Raw genomic sequence first — 18,237 nt, forward strand, 5'->3', positions numbered from 1 at the left:
ATAGGTTCGAGGTGGAAGCATGGTGACATGTGGAGCTGACGAATACTAATAGATCGAGGACTTAACCATATAATATGTAGCAATGTTATCTAGTTTTGAAGGAATATGCCTTCATAGTTTGGTGATGATGGCAGAGAGGTCACACCCGTTCCCATACCGAACACGGAAGTTAAGCTCTCTAGCGCCGATGGTAGTTGGGACCTTGTCCCTGTGAGAGTAGGACGTCGCCAAGCAAAAACCTAAGTCGTTTCGACTTAGGTTTTTTTGTATTTATTTTTATTTACCGCATGTTATAATCCATAAATTTAATAACGCTAAAGACGAAAAAAGAATGAAATAGAGACTGTTTAAAATAATAGCAATGATTTTTTGTGTTCCTGATTTTCCTAATGCCGCTAAAGTAATACTTAAAATAGGACACATTATTTCTATCATAAGTATATATTTTAAATAATAAGATGCTATAAATAAGTATTCAATAATTACAACAATTACTGCGATAGAAAAAATAAATAGGATAATAGCGTAGTTCTTTCTTTCACGTTTATCCTCCTTAGAAATTAAATCGTTATAATAAAAGTTCTATTGATGTGTAGAATACAAGAGTGTACATATTTTGATTTAAAACATACTGAAGTACTATATAAACGATTATAAGTAAATAGATCTCTAGAAATATATATTCTAATTCCCTTTTCTTCTTGCATATAGTTGCAATTCTTCTTTTGAATATAACTAAAACACGAACGTTATTGACTACTAATAAAAAAACATTCGATTATTTATTGACATCGTTTATGAAATATTGTTAATATAGCCATAGAAACAATAATATAAGACCTCATATAATCGCGGGGATATGGCCTGCAAGTCTCTACCTAACGACCGTTATTCGTTAGACTATGAGGGAAAGTCACTCGGTATTTTTCTATTCACAAGGGATACGTATGCCTGAGTAGAGCGCTTTCTCTCATAGTAAAAGAGAAACTGTTCTATTTCAGGCTTTTTTTATTTGAATCGGGGGGATTCTAATATGAAATCACTAGTTGGAGTCATAATGGGAAGTACATCAGACTGGGAAACAATGAAATATGCTTGTGACATTTTAGATGAATTAAATATACCGTATGAGAAAAAAGTTGTATCCGCTCATCGGACTCCGGATTATATGTTTGAATATGCAGAGACGGCTCGTGAACGTGGATTGAAAGTTATTATTGCTGGAGCTGGTGGAGCAGCACATTTACCAGGAATGGTTGCAGCGAAGACAAATCTTCCTGTAATTGGAGTTCCAGTTCAATCAAAAGCATTAAACGGCTTAGATTCATTATTATCCATCGTCCAAATGCCAGGAGGTGTTCCAGTTGCAACTGTTGCAATTGGTAAAGCCGGTTCAACGAATGCTGGATTACTTGCTGCACAAATACTTGGATCATTCCATGATGATATACGTGATGCATTAGAATTGAGACGAGAAGCGATTGAAAAAGATGTGCGTGAAGGTAGTGAGCTAGTATGACGAGAATCATTTTACCTGGAAAAACAATCGGCATTATTGGAGGCGGCCAGCTAGGAAGAATGATGGCATTGGCAGCCAAGGAGATGGGATATAAAATTGCTGTTTTAGATCCTACAAAGCATTCACCATGTGCACAAGTTGCTGATATTGAAATTGTTGCACCGTATGACGATTTAAAGGCAATTCAGCATTTAGCAGAGATAAGTGATGTTGTCACATATGAATTTGAGAATATTGATTATAGATGTTTACAATGGCTTGAAAAACATGCTTACTTGCCACAAGGTAGCCAGTTGTTAAATAAAACGCAAAATCGTTTTACAGAAAAGAATGCAATTGAGAAGGCTGGGTTACCAGTAGCAACGTATAGATTAGTTCAAAATCAAGATCAGCTTACAGAAGCAATTGCTGAGTTATCATTCCCTTCCGTCTTAAAAACGACGACAGGTGGATATGATGGGAAAGGGCAAGTTGTTTTAAGAAGTGAGGCTGATGTTGAGACAGCAAGAGATCTTGTGGATAAAGCAGAGTGTATTTTAGAGAAATGGGTGCCTTTTGAAAAAGAAGTATCCGTTATTGTGATTCGTAGTGTAAGTGGTGAAACGAAAGTATTTCCGGTAGCGGAAAATATTCATGTAAATAACATTTTGCATGAATCTATCGTTCCAGCTCGTATTACAGAAGAGCTTTCTCAAAAAGCAATTGCTTATGCAAAGGTACTTGCGGATGAATTAAAACTTGTGGGAACACTAGCTGTAGAGATGTTTGCTACAGCTAATGGTGAGATTTACATTAATGAATTAGCACCAAGACCTCACAATTCAGGACACTATACACAGGATGCATGTGAAACGAGCCAATTTGGTCAACATATTCGAGCAATCTGTAATTTACCTCTAGGAGAAACAAATTTGTTAAAACCAGTTGTCATGGTAAACATTTTAGGCGAACATATAGAAGGGGTCCTAAGACAAGTGAATAGATTAACCGGGTGCTATTTACACTTGTATGGAAAAGAAGAAGCAAAAGCACAGCGAAAAATGGGGCATGTTAATATTTTAAATGATAATATTGAAGTCGCTCTAGAAAAAGCGAAGAGTTTGCATATTTGGGACCATCAAGAACAACTGTTGGAGGGAAAAAGATGATTAGTCGTTATACACGCCCTGAAATGGGTGCGATTTGGACGGAAGAGAACAAATTTAAAGCGTGGTTAGAAGTTGAGATTTTAGCTTGTGAAGCATGGGCTGAGCTTGGCGATATTCCAAAAGAAGATGTTAAAAAAATTCGTGAACATGCATCATTTGATATTGATCGTATTTATGAAATTGAAAAAGAAACACGTCATGATGTAGTTGCATTCACTCGTGCTGTATCAGAAACGCCAGCACTAGGTGAAGAACGTAAATGGGTTCATTACGGTTTAACATCTACAGATGTAGTAGATACAGCATTATCTTACATCTTAAAACAAGCGAATGAAATTATATTAAAAGACTTAGAGAACTTTGTAAGCATTTTAGCTAACAAAGCGAAAGAGCATAAATACACAATCATGATGGGAAGAACACACGGTGTTCATGCAGAACCAACAACATTCGGTTTAAAACTTGGTCTTTGGTATGAAGAGATGAAACGTAACGTAGAGCGTTTCAAACAAGCTGCTGATACAGTTCGTGTTGGTAAACTATCTGGTGCGGTTGGTACATATGCAAATATCGATCCATTCGTAGAAAAATATGTTTGTGAAAATCTAGGATTAGAAGCAGCACCAATTTCAACACAAACATTGCAACGTGATCGTCACGCACACTACATGTCAACACTTGCATTAATCGCAACATCTATCGAAAAGATGGCAGTTGAGATTCGTGGCTTACAAAAGAGTGAAACACGTGAAGTTGAAGAAGCTTTCGCAAAAGGCCAAAAAGGTTCTTCTGCAATGCCACATAAGCGTAATCCAATTGGATCTGAAAATATGACTGGTTTAGCTCGTGTTATCCGCGGTTATATGATGACAGCTTATGAGAATGTTCCATTGTGGCATGAGCGTGACATTTCTCACTCTTCAGCAGAACGCGTAATTTTACCAGATGCTACAATCGCATTAAATTACATGTTAAATCGCTTTGGTAATATCGTTAAAAACTTAACTGTATACCCAGAGAATATGAAACGCAATATGACAAGAACATACGGCTTAATTTATTCTCAGCGCGTAATGCTTACACTAATCGACAAAGGTATGGTACGTGAAGAAGCTTATGATATCGTACAGCCTAAAGCGATGGAAGCTTGGGAAACACAAGTACAATTTAAAGAGCTTGTAGAAGCTGATGAGCGCATTACAAGCAAGTTAACACAAGAAGAAATTAATGAATGCTTCAACTATGAGCATCATATGCAACACGTTGATACAATCTTTGAACGCCTTGGATTAAACGAAGCGTAAAATTTCATATGGCACAGAATAGAGTCATTCTGTGCCATTCTTTATAAAAATATTATTCACATTTTTCAAACTACAGGGGGCTTGCGAAATGCAAAAGCTAGAATTGCTGTATGAAGGTAAGGCAAAAAGAATTTATCGTACAGAATCAGCAGATATGGTTTGGGTAGAGTACAAAGATAGTGCGACTGCTTTCAATGGGGAGAAAAAAGAGACGATTACAGGAAAAGGTCGTTTGAACAATGAAATTACAACTTTATTGTTCAGAAAGTTACAAGAAGTAGGAATTAAAACACATTTTGTTGAGAAGTTATCTGAAACAGAACAACTTGTTAAAAAAGTGAGTATTATTCCTTTAGAAGTTGTCACAAGAAATGTAATTGCAGGAAGTCTTTCAAAACGATTAGGAATGGAAGAGGGAACTGTACTTGCAGAACCAATCGTAGAATTTTACTTCAAAGATGATAATTTAGGAGATCCGCTTGTAACGGAAGATCATATTCGTGTATTAAACGTTGCATCGCCAGAGCAAGTAAGCGTATTACGAGATATGGCTCTACAAATCAATCAAGTGTTGATTGATCATTTCGCAAGCTGTCGTGTAAGATTAGTAGATTTCAAATTAGAGTTTGGTGTAACGGAAGAGGGAGAAATCATATTAGCGGATGAAATTTCACCAGATACTTGCCGTTTATGGGATGAAACGAGCAATGAGAAGTTTGATAAAGACGTATTCCGTCGCGATCTTGGAAATTTAACAGATGCTTATGAAGAGATTTTAAAACGTTTAGGGGGAATTTCACATGTATAAAGTTAAGGTATATGTAACATTAAGAGAAAGCGTATTAGATCCACAAGGAACAGCGGTAAAAGGAGCTCTTCATAGTCTTTCATTCACAGAAGTACAAGACGTTCGAATCGGAAAGTACATGGAACTAACAATTGATAAATCTGTATCTGACTTAGATAGCAAGGTAAAAGAAATGTGTGAAAAACTATTAGCGAACGTTGTAATGGAAGACTTCCGTTATGAAGTTGAGGAGGTTGTCGCACAGTGAAATTTGCCGTAATAGTATTTCCAGGTTCGAACTGTGATGTCGATATGTTCCATGCAATTAAAGATGAGCTTGGCGAAGAAGTAGATTACGTTTGGCACGATACAGAGAATTTAGATGAATATGATGCAATTTTACTACCAGGTGGATTCTCTTACGGTGACTACTTACGCTGCGGTGCTATTTCTCGCTTTGCTAATGCAATGAAAGCAGTACAAAAAGCTGCTGAGCAAGGAAAGCCGATTTTAGGTGTATGTAATGGATTCCAGATTCTTGTTGAATCAGGATTACTACCAGGAGCATTAATGAGAAACGAAAACTTAAAATTTATGTGTCGTACTGTTCAGTTGCGTGTTGAAAATAATGAAACGATGTTTACATCACAATATGAAAAAAATGAAGTAATCAATATTCCAATCGCTCATGGTGAGGGGAATTACTATTGTGACGAAGAGACTCTTAAACAATTAGAAGAGAATAATCAAATCGCATTCCGTTACGTAGAAAATCCTAACGGTAGCGTTTCAGATATTGCTGGTATTGTAAACGAAAAAGGAAATGTACTTGGTATGATGCCACATCCAGAGCGTGCTGTAGATGAATTACTTGGCGGTGCTGAAGGGTTAAAAGTCTTTCAATCTATCTTAAAACAGTGGAGGGAAACATATGTCGTTAATGCTTGAACCAAATCCAACACAAATTAAAGAAGAGCGTATATATGCGGAAATGGGGCTAACAGACGAAGAGTTTGCCATGGTTGAAAAGATTTTAGGTCGTCTGCCAAATTATACAGAAACAGGATTGTTCTCTGTAATGTGGTCTGAACATTGTAGTTATAAAAATTCAAAACCAGTTCTTCGTAAGTTTCCAACGACAGGTGAGCGCGTTCTGCAAGGACCTGGAGAAGGCGCTGGAATTGTAGATATCGGTGATAATCAAGCAGTTGTATTTAAAATGGAAAGTCATAACCATCCTTCAGCTATTGAACCATATCAAGGAGCAGCAACAGGTGTTGGTGGTATTATTCGTGACGTATTCTCTATGGGAGCACGTCCGGTAGCTCTATTAAACTCACTTCGTTTCGGTGAATTACAGTCACCACGTGTGAAATATTTATTCGAAGAAGTAGTAGCAGGAATTGCAGGATACGGTAACTGCATCGGTATTCCGACTGTTGGCGGCGAAGTACAATTTGATCCATGTTACGAAGGAAATCCACTTGTAAATGCAATGTGCGTAGGTTTGATTAACCACGAAGACATTAAAAAAGGGCAAGCGCACGGTGCTGGTAACACAGTAATGTACGTAGGAGCATCAACTGGTCGTGACGGTATTCACGGTGCAACATTCGCGTCGGAAGAACTATCTGAAAGCTCAGAAGCGAAACGTCCAGCGGTTCAAGTAGGGGATCCATTTATGGAAAAACTTCTTATTGAAGCGTGTTTAGAATTAATTCAATCTGATGCACTTGTTGGAATTCAAGATATGGGTGCGGCTGGTTTAACATCATCATCTGCAGAAATGGCAAGTAAAGCAGGAATGGGTATTGAAATGTACTTAGATGATGTACCACAACGTGAAACAGGAATGACACCATATGAAATGATGCTGTCTGAATCACAAGAGCGTATGTTAATTGTTGTGAAAAAAGGTAGAGAACAAGAAATAGTAGATTTATTTGAGAAGTATGGTCTCGCAGCGGTTACGATGGGGAAAGTAACGGAAGATAAAATGCTTCGTTTATTCCATAAAGGTGAAAAGGTAGCTGAAGTTCCAGCAGATGCTTTAGCAGAAGAAGCACCAATTTATCATAAACCATCAAAAGAAGCAGCATACTTTGCTGAATTCCAAGCAATGAAAATGGAAACGCCAAAAGTAGAAAATTATAAAGAAGCGTTATTCGCTCTATTACAGCAACCAACAATTGCAAGTAAAGAGTGGGTATACGATCAATACGATTACCAAGTTCGTACAAGCACAGTGGTTACACCAGGTTCAGATGCAGCAGTTGTACGTGTACGCGGTACAGAAAAAGGATTAGCAATGACGACAGATTGTAATTCTCGCTACATTTATCTAGATCCAGAAATGGGCGGTAAAATTGCAGTAGCAGAGGCAGCGCGTAATATCGTATGCTCTGGCGGTGAGCCACTTGCAATTACAGATTGCTTAAACTTCGGTAACCCAGAAAAACCAGAAATCTTCTGGCAAATTGAGAAATCAGTAGACGGTATGAGTGAAGCTTGTCGTACATTACAAACACCAGTTATCGGCGGAAACGTATCGATGTATAACGAACGTAGTGGCGAAGCTGTATATCCAACACCAACTGTTGGGATGGTCGGACTTGTACATGACTTAAAACATGTAACAACACAAGAGTTTAAGCAAGCTGGTGATTTAGTTTATATAATCGGTGAGACGAAAGCTGAGTTTGGCGGAAGTGAATTACAGAAAATGATTCACGGAAAAATTTTCGGTCAATCACCAAGTATCGATCTAGATGTAGAATTAAAACGCCAAAAACAAGTATTAGAAGCAATTCAAGCTGGTCTTGTTCAATCTGCACATGATGTTGCTGAGGGTGGTTTAGCAGTTGCAATTTCAGAAAGTGCAATTGGTGCTAACGGCTTAGGTGCTACTGTGAAATTAGATGGAGAAGCAACAGCAGCATTATTCGCTGAATCACAGTCTCGCTTCGTGATAACTGTAAAACGTGAAAATAAAGAGGCGTTTGAGAAAGCGGTAGAAGCAATCCAAGTTGGAGAAGTAACAAGTACAAATGAAGTAACAATTCATAATGAAGAAAATGAAGTATTACTTACAGCAAATGTAGATGAAATGAGAAAGGCTTGGAAAGGGGCAATCCCATGCTTGCTGAAATAAAGGGGTTAAACGAAGAATGTGGCGTTTTCGGAATTTGGGGGCATGAAAATGCAGCACAAGTTTCATACTACGGATTGCACAGTTTACAGCACCGTGGGCAAGAAGGCGCAGGCATTGTCGTAAATAATGGGGAAAAAATCGTCGGTCACAAGGGGTTAGGTTTAATATCAGAAGTGTTTTCAAGAGGTGAGTTAGAAGGATTAAATGGAAAATCAGCAATCGGACATGTACGATATGCAACAGCTGGTGGAAGTGAAGTTGCTAACGTTCAACCATTGTTGTTCCGTTTTTCCGATCATAGTATGGCGTTAGCTCATAACGGAAATTTAATTAACGCAAAAATGCTTCGTCGTGAATTAGAAGCAGAGGGAAGTATTTTTCAAACTAGTTCAGATACAGAAGTACTTTTACATCTTATTAAACGTAGTACGAAAGACTCTTTAATTGAAAGTGTAAAAGAGGCTCTAAATAAAGTGAAAGGTGCGTTTGCGTATCTTTTACTAACTGGAAATGAAATGATCGTTGCGTTAGATCCAAATGGATTCCGTCCGCTTTCAATTGGAAAGATGGGGGATGCTTACGTTGTAGCATCTGAAACATGTGCTTTTGATGTAGTAGGTGCAACATACATTCGCGATGTAGAACCTGGTGAATTACTTATCATTAATGATGAAGGAATTCACGTAGATCGTTTCACAAACGATGTAGAACATGCGATTTGTAGTATGGAATATATTTACTTTGCACGACCAGATTCTAATATTGCTGGTGTTAACGTTCATGCAGCGCGTAAAAATATGGGAAAACGTTTAGCAGCGGAAGCTCCTATTGAAGCGGATGTTGTTACTGGTGTACCAGACTCTAGTATTTCAGCTGCGATTGGCTATGCGGAGGCAACAGGCATTCCGTATGAATTAGGATTAATTAAAAATCGTTACGTTGGACGTACTTTTATCCAGCCTTCTCAAGAACTGCGTGAGCAAGGGGTTAAGATGAAGCTTTCCGCAGTAAGAGGTGTGGTTGAGGGGAAACGAGTTGTTATGATTGATGACTCTATCGTAAGAGGAACGACAAGTAAACGAATTGTTCGTATGCTTCGTGAGGCTGGAGCGACAGAAGTTCATGTAAGAATTGCTTCACCACCTCTGAAATATCCATGTTTCTATGGCATTGATATTCAAACGAGAAAAGAATTAATTGCAGCAAATAATACAGTAGAAGAAATCCGCGAAATGATCGGAGCAGATTCTTTAACATTTTTAAGCGAAGATGGATTAGTAGATGCAATTGGACGTCCATATGAAGGGAAATATGGCGGCCTATGCATGGCTTACTTTAATGGGGACTATCCAACAGCTCTTTATGATTATGAGCAAGAGCTTTTAGAAAGTATGAAATAAGAAAAGTGAAAAAAGCTTCTACTTCTTTTGCTGTAGAAGCTAGCTTTTTTCTTAAAACGGCCCGCCCTGGATGGGGAGAAATTAAAAGACGAGGTGTAAATAACGATGGCGAATGCATATAAGCAAGCAGGAGTAGATATTGAAGCTGGATATGAAGCGGTATCTCGCATGAAAAAACACGTACAAACAACTATGAGAAAAGAAGTACTAGGCGGTTTAGGCGGTTTTGGAGGTATGTTTGATCTATCAAAATTTGCATTAGAAGAACCTGTATTAGTATCTGGAACAGATGGCGTGGGAACAAAATTGATGCTCGCTTTTATGGCAGATAAACATGACACAATTGGTATTGATGCAGTAGCAATGTGTGTAAATGATATTGTTGTCCAAGGAGCAGAGCCGCTTTTCTTCCTTGATTATATTGCTTGTGGTAAAGCTGAACCTAGTAAAATTGAAAACATCGTCAAAGGTATATCAGAGGGCTGTCGCCAAGCTGGTTGTGCATTAATCGGTGGAGAAACAGCTGAAATGCCAGGAATGTATTCTACGGAAGAATATGATTTAGCTGGTTTTACAGTTGGGATTGTTGATAAAAAGAAAATTGTAACAGGTGAAAAGATTGAAGCTGGTCACGTGCTAATTGGCTTAGCATCTAGCGGTATTCATAGCAATGGTTACTCTTTAGTACGAAAAGTGTTACTAGAAGATGGAGAACTATCTTTAGAGCGTATTTATGGACGCTTAGAACTACCTCTTGGTGAAGAATTATTAAAACCAACGAAAATTTATGTCAAACCTATTTTAGAACTATTGAAGAAGCATGAAGTATACGGTATGGCGCATATTACAGGGGGCGGATTTATTGAAAATATCCCACGTATGTTGCCAGAAGGAATTGGTGCTGAGATTGAACTAGGATCTTGGAAAATTCAGCCGATCTTCCATTTACTTCAAGAAGTTGGGAAACTGGAAGAGAAAGAAATGTTCAATATTTTTAACATGGGTATTGGTATGGTAGTAGCAGTGAAGGAAGAAGATGCAAAAGATGTTGTCCGTCTTCTTGAAGAGCAAGGAGAAACGGCTCGTATTATTGGACGTACTGTACAAGGAGCTGGCGTTACTTTTAATGGGGGCAAAGCACTATGAGTAGATTAGCAGTTTTTGCTTCTGGAAGTGGATCTAACTTTCAATCTCTCGTTAATGCGGTAGAAGAAAAAAGATTGGATGCAGAAATTAGTTTATTAGTATGTGATAAACCAGAAGCACGTGCTGTTGGGCGAGCGCATTATCATCATATTCCGTGTTTCGCTTTTTCAGCGAAAGCATATGAGTCCAAAGAAGCGTTTGAAAAAGAGATATTAAAGAAGCTAGAAGAATATGAAATTGATTATATTATTTTAGCTGGATATATGCGTTTAATCGGGCCGACGTTACTAGAAGCATACGGCGGAAAGATTATTAATATTCATCCATCATTACTACCGAGCTTTCCGGGTAAAGATGCTGTCGGTCAAGCGTTAGAAGCAGGTGTGAAAGTAACTGGAGTAACAATTCATTATGTAGATGCAGGTATGGATACAGGGCCAATTATTGCGCAAGAAGCAGTGGTTGTTTCTGAAGGGGATACGAGAGAAAGCTTACAAAAGAAAATTCAGCAAGTTGAACATAAATTATACGTAAATACAGTGAATCAAATTGTTCAGTCTGTGAAAGAAGCAACTGTTAACTAACATACAACCAGGGGTGAAGGATAAATGAAAAAGCGTGCATTAGTAAGTGTTTCAGATAAAACAGGAGTAGTAGAATTTGTTAAAGGGTTACTAGAGCAAGGGATTGAAGTTATTTCAACAGGTGGTACGAAAAAGTTACTAGAAGAAAACGGCTTACAAGTAATTGGTATTTCTGAAGTAACTGGTTTCCCTGAAATTATGGATGGTCGTGTGAAAACTTTACATCCAAATATTCATGGTGGTCTATTAGCAGTTCGTGATAATGAAACACATGTAGCGCAAATGAATGAATTAGGTATTCAAGCAATTGATTTTGTTGTTGTTAACTTATACCCATTTAAAGAAACAATCGCTAAGCCTGATGTAACATTTGCTGATGCAATTGAAAATATTGATATCGGTGGCCCGACAATGATTCGCTCTGCTGCGAAAAATCATAAATTCGTATCTGTAATTGTAGATCCAGTAGATTATGATATTGTGTTAGCAGAACTGAAAGAGAACGGTGAAGTAGCAGAGGAAACGAAACGTAAACTAGCAGCGAAAGTATTCCGTCATACAGCAGCGTATGATGCGTTAATTTCTAACTACTTAACAGAGCAAATGGGTGAAGAAAGTCCAGAAACATTAACTGTGACATTTGAGAAAAAGCAAGACTTACGTTATGGCGAGAACCCACATCAAAAAGCAACTTTCTATAAAGCGCCATTCGCAGCAACTTCTTCTGTTGCATACGCAGAACAATTACACGGTAAAGAATTATCGTATAACAATATTAATGATGCAGACGCAGCGCTTAGCATCGTAAAAGAATTTACAGAACCAGCAGTAGTAGCAGTAAAACATATGAATCCATGTGGTGTTGGAGTAGGAACTAATATTCACGAAGCATATACTCGTGCTTATGAAGCAGATCCAGTATCAATCTTCGGCGGTATTATTGCAGCAAATCGTGAAATTGATAAAGCTACAGCAGAAAAGTTACATGAAATTTTCTTAGAAATTGTTATCGCACCTTCGTTCTCGCAAGAAGCTTTAGAAGTGTTGCAAAGTAAGAAGAACTTACGTTTATTAACTATAAATATTGAAAAAGCGACAAGTGCAAGCAAAAAACTAACTTCTGTACAAGGTGGACTTCTCGTTCAAGAGGAAGATACGTTATCATTAGATGAAAGTACAATTTCAATTCCAACGAAACGTGAACCTTCAGAGCAAGAATGGAAAGATTTAAAACTAGCTTGGAAAGTTGTAAAACATGTGAAATCAAATGCAATTGTTTTAGCGAAAGATGACATGACAATTGGTGTCGGTGCGGGACAGATGAACCGTGTAGGTTCTGCAAAAATCGCGATTACACAAGCTGGTGAAAAAGCACAAGGTAGCGCGCTTGCATCTGATGCTTTCTTCCCAATGCCAGATACATTAGAAGAAGCAGCAAAAGCGGGAATTACAGCAATCATTCAACCAGGCGGATCAATCCGTGATGAAGATTCTATTAAAGTGGCAGATACGTATGGGATTGCTATGGTGTTCACTGGCGTACGTCATTTCAAACACTAATAGAGGATGTTTAAAAAGTCCGGTCAAGATAACCTTCGCATGTCGTCGTTGCATCGCCAGTGCGGTACTCATGTAGGAAAGCTACACTCCGTGTCCTCCTGGCAAATGCGCCTAGACCTGCTCGGTGCTCTTGATCCTCCTTTTTAAACCTTTATTGAGATGGATGTTTAAAAAGTCCGGTTAAGATAACCTTTTATTGATATGAAAAAGCAAACTAGGAGCATAGCTTCTAGTTTGTACTTATTTAATTATTGGGGGATGAAATATGAATGTTTTACTAATTGGCCGCGGTGGGCGTGAGCATGCTTTAGCTTGGAAGTTTGCACAATCTGCAAAAGTGAAAAAGGTATATGTAGCACCAGGTAATGAAGGTATGCGAGATGTTGCAATACCAGTTGATATTGATGAAAATGATTTTGATGCATTAGTTTTATTTGCCAAAGAGAATAATATTGAGTTAACTTTCGTTGGACCAGAAATTCCACTTATGAATGGAATTGTTGATCGTTTTAAAGAAGAGGGACTTCGCGTATTTGGTCCGAATAAAGCGGCTGCTGTTATTGAAGGTAGTAAAGCTTTTACAAAAGAGCTTATGAAAAAGTATGATATTCCAACTGCGGCGTACGAAACTTTTACCGATTATGAAGAAGCAGTACAGTACATTCAAAAAGTTGGTGCACCAATCGTTATTAAAGCTGACGGATTAGCTGCTGGTAAAGGGGTAACGGTAGCAATGACGCTTGAAGAGGCATTACAGGCTGTGAAAGAAATGCTACAAGATGTGAAGTTCGGCGCGGCAAGTAAGAAGGTTGTTATTGAAGAGTTTTTAGATGGACAAGAATTTTCATTAATGGCATTTGTAAATGGAACAACTGTACATCCGATGGTAATCGCTCAGGACCATAAACGAGCTTTTGATGCTGATAAAGGCCCAAATACAGGCGGAATGGGTGCATATTCTCCAGTACCACAAATTCCAGAATCAGCAGTCCAAGAAGCGATTCAAACCGTATTACATCCAACTGCTCAAGCAATGCTCCAAGAAAATCGATCGTTTACAGGGATTTTATATGCAGGGCTTATTTTAACAAATGATGGTCCAAAGGTAATTGAATTTAATGCACGCTTTGGTGATCCTGAAACAGAAGTTGTATTACCTCGCTTAGAAAATGATTTAGTTGATGTATGTAACGCTGTATTAGATGAAAGTGAGTTAGTGTTAGAGTGGTCAGAGGAAGCAGTAATTGGTGTTGTACTCGCTTCAAAAGGATATCCAGAAGCGTATAAAAAAGGTGAAATTATTACAGGATTAGATCGTTTAGAAGATGCTATTGTCTTTCATTCAGGTACAGCGATGAAGCATGGGGATTTTGTAACAAATGGTGGCCGTGTACTATTTATTGCTTATAAAGCGAAAGACTTACAAGAAGCGAAAGATAGAGTGTATAAAGAAATCGCAAAGATTGAGAGCGATGGCTTATTTTATCGTAGTGATATAGGATATCGTGCGATTGGGCATGAGATTACGCGAAGCTAACATATGTTAGCTTCTTTTTTTATAGGAAATAGAGTATAGTACGTTGAATCTTTTCAAGAGATTATAAACTATTTGTATCTATATACACTTTTTCTCTACCTGCTTACATCTTATTTCTCCAATTAATAATAGTAGTATTGAGATGATTAACGTAAGAGCAGCGACAAGGAGTGGGAGGGAAAAACTTTGCATTTGCTCCGCAATAATACCTGTAAAGATTGGACCGATAATTTGGCCAATCCCATAAACACCTGTCGTATAACCAATGATTTTATTACTTTCATTCGGTCTTATTCGTTTTGCTTCTGTAGTTGTTAAAATTGTAATTCCGACGAATGTAGCACCTAGAAGGAATGCACTTAGAAATGCCCCAAAAAGGTTTGGAATAAGGAGTGGAGAAAGTACACTTATAATTTGTAACATATAGGCGGATGTAAGAGCTCGTGTTGGTCCGTACTTCCGAGCAACAGTGGACCAAAGGTAACTAGATGGGATGACAGCAATACCGACAATAATCCAGCTACAAGATGCATAGAAGGGTGATAGTGTAATTCTTTCTACAATGGTGACAAGGAAGGTCCCTGTAATGATATAGCCAAATCCTTCGAATCCGTAAGCTAAAATAAGCCAAAATAAATAGCTTTTTCTATGAGATGTAGCTTGTATAGTACTTTTTGGTTGCTGTATAGTATGTCTACTGTCCTCTCTTAACCATTTCCATACAAGGATAGCTAAACTAAAACTAATAATTCCTAACCCAATCCATGCACCTTGCCAATTCCAAATTGAGTTGAATAAAGGTGCGAAACTTCCAGAGAAAATAATGCCAATTCCAACACCGCTATAAATCATGCCACCTAGCATGACTTTATTACTTTGAAATAAATAATCTAAAACAATACTAGAGGCAAGAACAAATACAATTGCACTTGTGAAACCACCGATAAAGCGAAGGGGAAACCATAAAAAGATATAAGAGGTTAAGCCCATACAAAGAGTTGAAAGAACATTGAAGAATAAACAGTGGTGTAATATTTTTTCACGATTTTTTATCGTAATGAATCCAATAAAGAATGCCCCAAGTAAATAACCAAGATAATTACTGGACGCTAAATATCCAGCGAGGTCATCTTCTATATGGGCTTGCTTTTCCATAAAAGAAATAATCGGTGTGTAGGCGAACCGACTAATACCCATGACAGCTATTAAAGAACATATCCCAGCTATAATCATTTTCCATGTTTTTGTTTCTTTCATATAATCTCCCTTCTTGAAATATCTTCTAATATATATGATAGAGGAATATATATGGGGCGTAAAATACTGATTTTTTATATGTAATATCAAAATTAATGATATGAACGAAGGGATATGAACGAATGAACTTACAAGATTTTGTAGCTTTTTATATGGTCGCGCAGGAGAAAAGTATTTCAAGAGCAGCTATTCGGTTGAATTTTGTTCAATCAAACATAACAGCAAAAATAAAACGGCTAGAAGCTGAATATGAAACACAATTATTTTATAGGCATCGAGATGGAGTTACATTAACACCAGCCGGAGAAAAGTTGTTAACATACGCTGAAAAAATGATTCAATTATTAAATGAATCAAAAAGGCAAGTGAAACATACAGCGGAGCCTGGAGGAGTATTGAAAATTGGAGCGATGGAAACAGCAGCAGCTGTTAGAATGCCCACGATTTTAGCTAATTATCATATGCGCTATCCAGAAGTGGAAATTATGTTGCAAACGCACAATACGGAAGAATTAACGAAGAAGGTACTCTTATATGAAATAGAGGGGGCATTTGTAGCTGATTGTATAGCTGATCCAGCTTTAGAAAAGATAGAAGTATTCCAAGAGGAAATGATGTTACTTTCAAAGCGGAATGTTTTGTGGGATAACGGATATTCGGAATCGCAGTCTTTTATCGTTTTTCAATCAGGTTGTTTTTATAGAAAAGTTTTAGAAGAATGGTTACTATCTGAAGGGATTGTTCCAAAAAAAATAATGGAATTAAATTCTTTAGACGGTATTATTGGATGCGTAAAAGCTGGACTTGGGGTGTCTATGTTACCACGTGAAGTAGCAGAGCAATTTGATAGCCATAAAGAACTTATTCATACACCGTTAGTACATGAAAACAGGTTTATTCCGACTTATTTTATTTATCGGAAAGATAGTGTGAGAACAGCAGCGTTAAGCAAGTTTATTGATGACTTGCTTTGTATAAAAACAGCCCGCTGAAAATTCAGTGGGCTGTTTGTTCATGCATCTTTATCTTTCTTCAATTTTCCTTTTTGCTTTGCCATTTCTCGAAGTAAATACTCGATGTGTGCATTGACGCTACGAAACTCATCATTTGCCCATTTTTCGATGACTGCGTGTAATTCAGGATCAATACGTAATGGAAAGCTTTTCTTTTTAGCCATAATTACTTATAGCCCTTAGTATAGGCTTCCTGTATTAATAACTGGTTGCGCACCTTTATCTGAAACGATGGCAACTAATAGGTTGTTTACCATATTCGCTTTACGCTCGTCATCTAATTCAAGTACGCCTTCCTCATCTAACATATGGATTGAATCCTTCGCCATCTTCACAGCACCTTCAACAATCTCTTTTCTAGCAGCTAATACCGCTTTTGCTTGTTGACGTTGTAGCATCGCATGGGCAATTTCTGTTGCATAAGCTAAATGTGTTAAACGAGTTTCTAATACTTCTACGCCTGCGATTTCAAGGCGCGCTTCTAACTCACGCTTTAATTCTTCAGAGATTTCTTCAGTATTCCCGCGTAACGTAATGCAAGTTTCATCTTGGAAATTGTCATAAGGATATTTTGTTGCGACGTGGCGGATTGCTGTTTCACTTTGAATTTCTACAAATCGATCGTAATGTTCAACACCGAACATTGCTTTTGCAGAATCAACTACTTTATATACAATAACAGCTGCAATTTCAATCGGATTTCCCTCAACATCGTTTACTTTTAATTTCTTACTATTAAAGTTTTCAACACGTAATGAGACAGTTTGACGGAATGCGAATGGAATTGTTAAAAATAAACCATTTTGACGAATTGTTCCTAAATAATTACCAAAGAACGTAATAACTTTCGCTTGATTCGGTTGAACAATACCGATACCTGTAGCGAGAATTGCCGCTAATATAATAGTTAGTGCTGCTCCTACAAAAATTTCTTGTGCAAGGAAAAATACACCGATAGCAGCTAAAATCAAAATTCCAATAATACCGAGAAAACCATTTACATAAAATACTTGTTTTTCTTTCATATGATCGCCTCCTGATATAAAAATGATATCACTTTTATATCATTTTAAGCAAGGGGTATGCACCTAATTTTCTGAAATTTATTGATTGATATCTTTTATGTACATTTTAAAGTTAGAAATAAGAATATACGTTCTGTTTTATGGTAAAATAAAGAAGACTTAACCGCCCACTGCAGCAGCTAAGTCCCTTTGAGAGCATCTTGCATCGTGACAAATGATTCAAAGCGGTTTTGCCAGGATTATTTCTTCAATCGCTGACTCAATCTCTTTGTCAGAAGCGTCATAACTTCCCTTTGACTTTGGCTTGTCATGAGCGGAAGTTTGATTCACTTCTTCTTTAGCATGTCCTTTTTCAGTAAAATTCATGCCAGGCATTTTAAATGCGCCCATATTCATGTATTTTCCAAATTTCCACGCTTCAACAATAGGGCAGAAGCGAACAATTCCCTCTGCAACTTTCATTGCACCAATCCATAGAAAAATGTTAGACCAAGTGCACCACGGCTTGCGTACAAGTTTAGTTGCACTACATCCGAAGAGGACAAGCCCAAGTGTAATTCGAATTAGAGCGTTTATTGTCCCGATGTTTTGCTTCATTAGAAAAACACTCCTTTTTATGAAAATTGAAATAGTAAATACTACTTCTCTTATTAGTATCCCATGTGATTTTTGGGATATGTAATCCAACATTTGACGTTGAAAAAGATGTTGGAATCGGCGTGTGTGTCAGTAGCTTTTTTTGTTATAATGAAAGAATGCATAAAAAGAAGGTGAAATTAAATCCTTCTTTTTGAAAAATATTTAAT

The 18,237-nt window shown here is 37.5% G+C and carries 17 protein-coding genes, 1 rRNA gene, 1 pseudogene and 1 riboswitch; of the genes and pseudogenes, 14 read left to right on the forward strand and 5 right to left on the reverse strand.

Annotated elements, in window-relative coordinates:
- Nucleotides 1–117: 117 nt before the first annotated feature.
- Nucleotides 118–233, forward strand: a 5S ribosomal RNA gene (gene rrf / locus AC1Q8L_RS24855).
- A 43-nt stretch (nt 234–276) separates the two neighbouring features.
- Here rrf and AC1Q8L_RS24860 read toward each other — a convergent pair.
- Nucleotides 277–542: pseudogene (locus tag AC1Q8L_RS24860) on the reverse strand (hypothetical protein).
- A 279-nt stretch (nt 543–821) separates the two neighbouring features.
- Nucleotides 822–923: riboswitch (purine riboswitch) on the forward strand.
- Nucleotides 924–1,033: 110 nt separating this feature from the next.
- Between AC1Q8L_RS24860 and purE the strand changes: the two are divergent.
- From purE to purD, 12 genes are all read left to right on the forward strand, one after another.
- A complete protein-coding gene (purE, locus tag AC1Q8L_RS24865; protein WP_000839370.1) occupies nt 1,034–1,519 on the forward strand; it encodes a 5-(carboxyamino)imidazole ribonucleotide mutase in 486 nt (161 codons plus the stop codon).
- Entirely contained in the window at nt 1,516–2,667 is a 1,152-nt protein-coding gene (purK, locus tag AC1Q8L_RS24870; protein WP_000196767.1) for a 5-(carboxyamino)imidazole ribonucleotide synthase, read from the forward strand. Before purE ends, purK begins: the two co-directional genes overlap by 4 nt.
- Nucleotides 2,664–3,971 carry an adenylosuccinate lyase gene (gene purB, locus AC1Q8L_RS24875; RefSeq protein WP_000625682.1) on the forward strand — a complete coding sequence of 436 codons (1,308 nt, stop codon included), beginning with the start codon at nt 2,664–2,666 and terminating at the stop codon, nt 3,969–3,971. Before purK ends, purB begins: the two co-directional genes overlap by 4 nt.
- An 88-nt stretch (nt 3,972–4,059) precedes the next feature.
- Nucleotides 4,060–4,779 carry a phosphoribosylaminoimidazolesuccinocarboxamide synthase gene (purC, locus tag AC1Q8L_RS24880; RefSeq protein WP_001170549.1) on the forward strand — a complete coding sequence of 240 codons (720 nt, stop codon included), beginning with the start codon at nt 4,060–4,062 and terminating at the stop codon, nt 4,777–4,779.
- Nucleotides 4,772–5,026 carry a phosphoribosylformylglycinamidine synthase subunit PurS gene (purS, locus tag AC1Q8L_RS24885; protein ID WP_000278823.1) on the forward strand — a complete coding sequence of 85 codons (255 nt, stop codon included), beginning with the start codon at nt 4,772–4,774 and terminating at the stop codon, nt 5,024–5,026. Before purC ends, purS begins: the two co-directional genes overlap by 8 nt.
- On the forward strand, nt 5,023–5,706 hold the full coding sequence (purQ, locus tag AC1Q8L_RS24890) for a phosphoribosylformylglycinamidine synthase subunit PurQ (RefSeq protein WP_000666784.1): 684 nt from the start codon (nt 5,023–5,025) through the stop codon (nt 5,704–5,706). The genes purS and purQ overlap by 4 nt, the downstream gene beginning before the upstream one ends.
- Nucleotides 5,690–7,909, forward strand: a complete 2,220-nt coding sequence (gene purL / locus AC1Q8L_RS24895; protein ID WP_000055560.1) for a phosphoribosylformylglycinamidine synthase II — start codon at nt 5,690–5,692, stop codon at nt 7,907–7,909. Before purQ ends, purL begins: the two co-directional genes overlap by 17 nt.
- Complete coding sequence (purF, locus tag AC1Q8L_RS24900) at nt 7,894–9,309, forward strand: amidophosphoribosyltransferase (RefSeq protein WP_000879026.1); 1,416 nt, start codon at nt 7,894–7,896, stop codon at nt 9,307–9,309. The genes purL and purF overlap by 16 nt, the downstream gene beginning before the upstream one ends.
- Nucleotides 9,310–9,414: 105 nt before the next feature.
- Nucleotides 9,415–10,455: a phosphoribosylformylglycinamidine cyclo-ligase gene (gene purM, locus AC1Q8L_RS24905; protein WP_001262442.1), complete on the forward strand. Its 1,041-nt coding sequence runs from the start codon at nt 9,415–9,417 to the stop codon at nt 10,453–10,455.
- Nucleotides 10,452–11,039, forward strand: a complete 588-nt coding sequence (purN, locus tag AC1Q8L_RS24910; RefSeq protein WP_000088577.1) for a phosphoribosylglycinamide formyltransferase — start codon at nt 10,452–10,454, stop codon at nt 11,037–11,039. The genes purM and purN overlap by 4 nt, the downstream gene beginning before the upstream one ends.
- Nucleotides 11,040–11,063: 24 nt before the next feature.
- Nucleotides 11,064–12,599 carry a bifunctional phosphoribosylaminoimidazolecarboxamide formyltransferase/IMP cyclohydrolase gene (gene purH / locus AC1Q8L_RS24915; RefSeq protein WP_000745406.1) on the forward strand — a complete coding sequence of 512 codons (1,536 nt, stop codon included), beginning with the start codon at nt 11,064–11,066 and terminating at the stop codon, nt 12,597–12,599.
- 265 nt (nt 12,600–12,864) lie between these two features.
- On the forward strand, nt 12,865–14,136 hold the full coding sequence (purD, locus tag AC1Q8L_RS24920) for a phosphoribosylamine--glycine ligase (RefSeq protein WP_001101737.1): 1,272 nt from the start codon (nt 12,865–12,867) through the stop codon (nt 14,134–14,136).
- Between the two features lie 78 nt (nt 14,137–14,214).
- On the opposite strand, the gene AC1Q8L_RS24925 is transcribed toward purD, so the two are convergent.
- The gene (locus AC1Q8L_RS24925) at nt 14,215–15,393 is read right to left on the reverse strand and encodes a YbfB/YjiJ family MFS transporter (RefSeq protein WP_000665321.1); all 1,179 of its coding nucleotides are present in this window, start codon (nt 15,391–15,393) and stop codon (nt 14,215–14,217) included.
- A gap of 122 nt (nt 15,394–15,515) precedes the next feature.
- Between AC1Q8L_RS24925 and AC1Q8L_RS24930 the strand changes: the two genes are divergently transcribed.
- The gene (locus tag AC1Q8L_RS24930; RefSeq protein ID WP_001053120.1) at nt 15,516–16,385 is read left to right on the forward strand and encodes a LysR family transcriptional regulator; all 870 of its coding nucleotides are present in this window, start codon (nt 15,516–15,518) and stop codon (nt 16,383–16,385) included.
- Nucleotides 16,386–16,405: 20 nt separating this feature from the next.
- Here AC1Q8L_RS24930 and AC1Q8L_RS24935 read toward each other — a convergent pair whose 3' ends face one another.
- The 3 genes from AC1Q8L_RS24935 to AC1Q8L_RS24945 all read right to left on the reverse strand — a co-directional run bounded on the left by AC1Q8L_RS24935 (nt 16,406) and on the right by AC1Q8L_RS24945 (nt 18,028).
- Nucleotides 16,406–16,570 (reverse strand): type II toxin-antitoxin system antitoxin, encoded by a 165-nt coding sequence (locus AC1Q8L_RS24935; protein ID WP_001085171.1) that lies wholly within the window; start codon nt 16,568–16,570, stop codon nt 16,406–16,408.
- A gap of 15 nt (nt 16,571–16,585) precedes the next feature.
- Nucleotides 16,586–17,431 (reverse strand): SPFH domain-containing protein, encoded by an 846-nt coding sequence (locus tag AC1Q8L_RS24940; RefSeq protein ID WP_000660675.1) that lies wholly within the window; start codon nt 17,429–17,431, stop codon nt 16,586–16,588.
- A gap of 219 nt (nt 17,432–17,650) precedes the next feature.
- Nucleotides 17,651–18,028: a YgaP family membrane protein gene (locus AC1Q8L_RS24945; protein WP_000812341.1), complete on the reverse strand. Its 378-nt coding sequence runs from the start codon at nt 18,026–18,028 to the stop codon at nt 17,651–17,653.
- Nucleotides 18,029–18,237 lie beyond the last annotated feature (209 nt).

The sequence above is a fragment of the Bacillus sp. GW823-FHT06A11 genome, assembly GCF_058795355.1.

What these genes read in the sequence shown, in the direction of transcription:
- purC (WP_001170549.1), top strand. Translation starts at nt 4,060, where the DNA reads ATGCAAAAGCTAGAATTGCTGTATGAAGGTAAGGCAAAAAGAATTTAT.
- AC1Q8L_RS24925 (WP_000665321.1), bottom strand. Translation starts at nt 15,393, where the DNA reads ATGAAAGAAACAAAAACATGGAAAATGATTATAGCTGGGATATGTTCT.
- purL (WP_000055560.1), top strand. Translation starts at nt 5,690, where the DNA reads ATGTCGTTAATGCTTGAACCAAATCCAACACAAATTAAAGAAGAGCGT.
- purH (WP_000745406.1), top strand. Translation starts at nt 11,064, where the DNA reads ATGAAAAAGCGTGCATTAGTAAGTGTTTCAGATAAAACAGGAGTAGTA.
- purF (WP_000879026.1), top strand. Translation starts at nt 7,894, where the DNA reads ATGCTTGCTGAAATAAAGGGGTTAAACGAAGAATGTGGCGTTTTCGGA.
- AC1Q8L_RS24940 (WP_000660675.1), bottom strand. Translation starts at nt 17,431, where the DNA reads ATGAAAGAAAAACAAGTATTTTATGTAAATGGTTTTCTCGGTATTATT.
- AC1Q8L_RS24945 (WP_000812341.1), bottom strand. Translation starts at nt 18,028, where the DNA reads ATGAAGCAAAACATCGGGACAATAAACGCTCTAATTCGAATTACACTT.
- AC1Q8L_RS24930 (WP_001053120.1), top strand. Translation starts at nt 15,516, where the DNA reads ATGAACTTACAAGATTTTGTAGCTTTTTATATGGTCGCGCAGGAGAAA.
- purE (WP_000839370.1), top strand. Translation starts at nt 1,034, where the DNA reads ATGAAATCACTAGTTGGAGTCATAATGGGAAGTACATCAGACTGGGAA.
- purS (WP_000278823.1), top strand. Translation starts at nt 4,772, where the DNA reads ATGTATAAAGTTAAGGTATATGTAACATTAAGAGAAAGCGTATTAGAT.
- purK (WP_000196767.1), top strand. Translation starts at nt 1,516, where the DNA reads ATGACGAGAATCATTTTACCTGGAAAAACAATCGGCATTATTGGAGGC.
- purD (WP_001101737.1), top strand. Translation starts at nt 12,865, where the DNA reads ATGAATGTTTTACTAATTGGCCGCGGTGGGCGTGAGCATGCTTTAGCT.
- purM (WP_001262442.1), top strand. Translation starts at nt 9,415, where the DNA reads ATGGCGAATGCATATAAGCAAGCAGGAGTAGATATTGAAGCTGGATAT.
- AC1Q8L_RS24935 (WP_001085171.1), bottom strand. Translation starts at nt 16,570, where the DNA reads ATGGCTAAAAAGAAAAGCTTTCCATTACGTATTGATCCTGAATTACAC.
- purN (WP_000088577.1), top strand. Translation starts at nt 10,452, where the DNA reads ATGAGTAGATTAGCAGTTTTTGCTTCTGGAAGTGGATCTAACTTTCAA.
- purB (WP_000625682.1), top strand. Translation starts at nt 2,664, where the DNA reads ATGATTAGTCGTTATACACGCCCTGAAATGGGTGCGATTTGGACGGAA.